Genomic DNA, 4,051 nt, shown 5'->3' with positions numbered 1-4,051 from the left:
CGACCGCACCACAATAGAACCCGCCCCCAAGGCGCACAAGCCGGCGGATTCTGGCGTAGCTGTAGGCAATGGCGCAAGGATTTGTAGCCTTGAGACCGTGTCTGCAGGTGTCTTTTAAACAGCTTCGTTTAAATCGAAAAAATGCGCCGCATTCGAAGGCCTCTTCGCGAGCAGGCTCGCTCCCACAGGGGCCGTATTCCAAATGTCCGATTGGGAATGCATTTCAAACGGTGGGAGCGAGCCTGCTCGCGAAGGGGTCAGCCCAATCAGTCGATAATCCCAAGTAAAACCGCTCTATTTCATTCCCCGGCAAAAGTTGGAAAGCTTCTTGCAATAGCCGCCCTGCGCCCGTTCGGGGCGTCAAAAGTTTGCTTTAAAGGAACGGGGAAAACCGGTGGATCGCACTCAGTTATTCAATACAGCACGCACCAACGTTGCCGACCTCAGTCGAGGCAATCTGGGCGTGCCGTTGTTGCTGCTGGTCATGCTGGCGATGATGATGTTGCCGGTACCGCCGTTCCTGCTCGACGTCTTCTTTACATTCAACATCGCTCTGTCGATCGTCGTCCTGCTGGTCTGCGTGTATGCGCTGCGGCCGCTGGATTTCGCGGTGTTCCCGACCATTCTACTGGTGGCGACGCTGCTGCGGCTGGCCTTGAACGTGGCGTCGACGCGGGTGGTGATGCTCCACGGTCAGGACGGCCACGCCGCTGCCGGTAAGGTGATTCAGGCCTTCGGTGAGGTGGTGATCGGCGGTAACTACGTGGTCGGTATCGTGGTCTTCGCGATTCTGATGATCATCAACTTCGTCGTGGTGACCAAGGGTGCCGGGCGGATTTCCGAGGTGAGCGCGCGTTTCACCCTCGATGCGATGCCTGGCAAACAAATGGCGATCGACGCCGACCTCAACGCCGGCCTGATCGACCAGAATCAAGCCAAGTCGCGCCGTCAGGAAGTCGCCCAGGAGGCGGAGTTCTACGGTTCGATGGACGGTGCCAGCAAGTTCGTCCGTGGTGACGCGATCGCCGGCCTGCTGATTCTGTTCATCAACCTCATTGGCGGCATGGCGGTTGGTATCTTCCAGCACGGCATGAGCTTCGGCGATGCGGGCAAGGTTTACGCCTTGCTGACCATCGGTGACGGTTTAGTGGCGCAATTGCCATCACTGTTGTTATCTACAGCAGCGGCGATCATGGTGACCCGTGCTTCCGGCTCGGAAGACATGGGCAAGCAGATCAACCGCCAGATGTTCGCCTCGCCGAAAGCGCTGGCCGTGGCCGCTGGTTTGATGGCGGTGATGGGCTTGGTGCCAGGCATGCCGCACTTCTCCTTCCTGAGCATGGCGGCGCTGGCTGCGGGCGGCGCGTACCTGTTCTGGAAGAAGCAGAACGTCGCCAAGGTTGTGGCGCTGGAAGAGGTCAAGCGTCAGCAGGAACTGCTGCCGTCGCCGGCCCGCGCCATGGAAACCAAAGAGCTGGGCTGGGACGACGTTACGCCGATCGACATGATCGGCCTGGAAGTCGGCTACCGCCTGATTCCGCTGGTGGACCGCAATCAGGGTGGGCAATTGCTTGCGCGGATCAAGGGCGTGCGCAAGAAGCTCTCGCAGGATCTGGGCTTCCTGATGCCGACCGTGCACATCCGCGACAACCTCGATCTGGCGCCGAGCGCGTATCGCCTGACGCTGATGGGCGTAATCCTCGCCGAGGCCGAGATCTACCCGGATCGCGAACTGGCGATCAATCCGGGTCAGGTGTACGGCTCGCTCAACGGGATCAACGCCAAAGATCCGGCTTTTGGCCTGGAGGCGGTGTGGATCGAAATCAGCCAGCGCGCCCAGGCGCAATCGCTCGGCTACACCGTGGTCGACGCCAGCACCGTGGTCGCCACCCACTTGAACCAGATTCTGTACAAGCACTCCAGTGAGCTGATCGGCCACGAGGAAGTGCAGCAACTCATGCAATTGCTGGCCAAGAGCTCGCCGAAACTGGCGGAAGAGCTGGTGCCGGGCGTGGTTTCGCTGTCGCAGTTGCTCAAGGTCCTGCAAGCGCTGCTCGCCGAGCACGTGCCGGTGCGCGACATTCGCAGCATTGCCGAGGCGATCGCGAACAACGCTGCCAAGAGTCAAGATACCGCCGCGCTGGTCGCCGCTGTGCGGGTCGGCGTATCCCGTGCAATCGTCCAAAGCATTGTAGGCACTGAGTCCGAGCTGCCTGTAATCACATTGGAACCAAGGTTGGAACAGATATTGCTCAATAGTCTGCAGAAGGCAGGACAAGGCTCGGAAGAGGGCGTTCTGCTGGAGCCGAGCATGGCCGAGAAGCTGCAGCGTTCGTTGATCGAAGCGGCCCAGCGGCAGGAAATGCAAGGCCAACCGGTGATCCTGCTGGTAGCAGGCCCGATTCGCGCGATGCTCTCGCGCTTCGGTCGCCTCGCAGTGCCAGGGCTGCATGTACTGGCCTACCAGGAAGTACCGGACAACAAGCAAGTGACCATCGTTGCGACAGTAGGGCCCAACGGCTGAGGTAGTGGTTTATGCAAGTTAAGCGTTTTTTCGCCGCCGATATGCGTCAGGCCATGAAGCTGGTTCGCGATGAGCTGGGCGCTGATGCCGCCATCATCGGCAACCGCCGCATTGCCGGCGGCGTCGAGTTGACGGCGGCTCTGGATTACAAATTGTCGGCGCTGGCGCCACGGGTTCCGAACATGGAACTCGAAGACGAGCTGCGCAAGACCCAGTCGCGCATCGTCACCGCCCAGGCCGAGCTGAGCCTGCGTGGCGAAGCCGACGGCAACACCAATCAGCAATTGTTTGCCGGGCTGCCATTGACCGCAGGCCTGCCGCTGACCGCTGCCGAGCCGCTGAGCGAGCCGACCTACGCCGCACCGACGCGTCCGGCCGCAGCACCTGCGCAGGCCTCGGCGGGTGTCGATCCGCGTGCGCTGGATTCGATGCGTTTTGAATTGAACAGCCTGCGCGAGCTGATGGAAGTTCAGCTCGGCACCCTGGCCTGGAATCAGCTGCAAGGCAGCCGTCCGGCCCAGGCCAATCTCTATCGCCGTCTGCAGCGCATCGGCCTGTCCGGCCCGCTGTCGCGCGATCTGCTGGCGATGATCACCGATATCGAAGAACCCCGTCAGGCCTGGCGCATGCTGCTGGCCCACCTGGCGCGGATGATTGCCGTACCGGAAGTCGAGCCGCTGGAAGAGGGCGGTGTGATTGCCATGGTCGGCCCCGCCGGCATGGGCAAGACCACCACGCTGGCCAAGCTCGCCGCGCGTTACGTGCTCAAGTACGGCGCGCAGAACGTCGCACTGGTGAGCATGGACAGCTTCCGCATCGGCGCGCAGGAACAACTGAAAACCCTCGGGCGCATCCTCAACGTGCCGGTGACGCACGTCGATCCGGGCCAGTCGCTGGTGCAGGCATTGGATCCACTGCTACGCAAACGCGTGGTTTTGATCGATACTGCCGGGCTGCAAGCCAGTGATCCGGCGTTGCGCATGCAGCTTGAGAGCCTGGCCGGGCGTGGCATTCGCTCAAAAAATTATCTGGTCCTGGCAACCACCAGCCAGAAACAGGTTCTAACCGCCGCTTATCACAGTTACAAACGTTGCGGGCTGGCCGGCTGCATCCTGACTAAACTGGATGAAACGGCCAGTCTCGGCGAAGTGTTGAGCCTGGCGATCAGTCATGAATTGCCGGTCGCGTATCTGACCGATGGCCCACGGATTCCGGATGATTTGCATCTGCCGCGTCGTCATCAGCTGGTCAGCCGCGCCGTCAGCGTGCAAATGCAGGAAGAACCCAGCGAAGAAGCCATGGCTGACATGTTCGCTGATATCTATCACAGCCCGACCAAGCAGGTTGGCTGAGGTAATCATGAACAGTTTTTGTACCTACATCGATGGTCTGCCACGCATTGTTCCGATCAGGAACGCGCAGCCAGTAATGTGGCCTCCGTCTATGCAAGACAAGGTAAAGAAATAACATGGGCAGCATGCATCCCGTACAGGTGATCGCGGTGACCGGCGGCAAAGGTGGCGTCGG

At 60.6% G+C, this 4,051-nt stretch carries 2 protein-coding genes; both read left to right on the top strand.

From position 1 onward, the window contains the following. Positions 1-394: 394 nt before the first annotated feature. Positions 395-2,524 (top strand): flagellar biosynthesis protein FlhA, encoded by a 2,130-nt coding sequence (gene flhA, locus D8U71_RS00965; RefSeq protein ID WP_016771062.1) that lies wholly within the window; start codon positions 395-397, stop codon positions 2,522-2,524. Positions 2,525-2,535: 11 nt separating this feature from the next. Further along, on the top strand, positions 2,536-3,876 hold the full coding sequence (gene flhF, locus D8U71_RS00960) for a flagellar biosynthesis protein FlhF (protein WP_024012117.1): 1,341 nt from the start codon (positions 2,536-2,538) through the stop codon (positions 3,874-3,876). Positions 3,877-4,051: the final 175 nt, after the last annotated feature.

Origin of the sequence: Pseudomonas sp. Sample_21 (genome assembly GCF_004307525.1) — a bacterium.
Taxonomy (GTDB): domain Bacteria; phylum Pseudomonadota; class Gammaproteobacteria; order Pseudomonadales; family Pseudomonadaceae; genus Aquipseudomonas; species Aquipseudomonas atacamensis.
This window is presented reverse-complemented; position numbering and strand designations above follow the sequence as displayed.

Coding starts and splice junctions, on each gene's coding strand:
- flhF (WP_024012117.1), top strand. CDS start 2,536: ATGCAAGTTAAGCGTTTTTTCGCCGCCGATATGCGTCAGGCCATGAAG.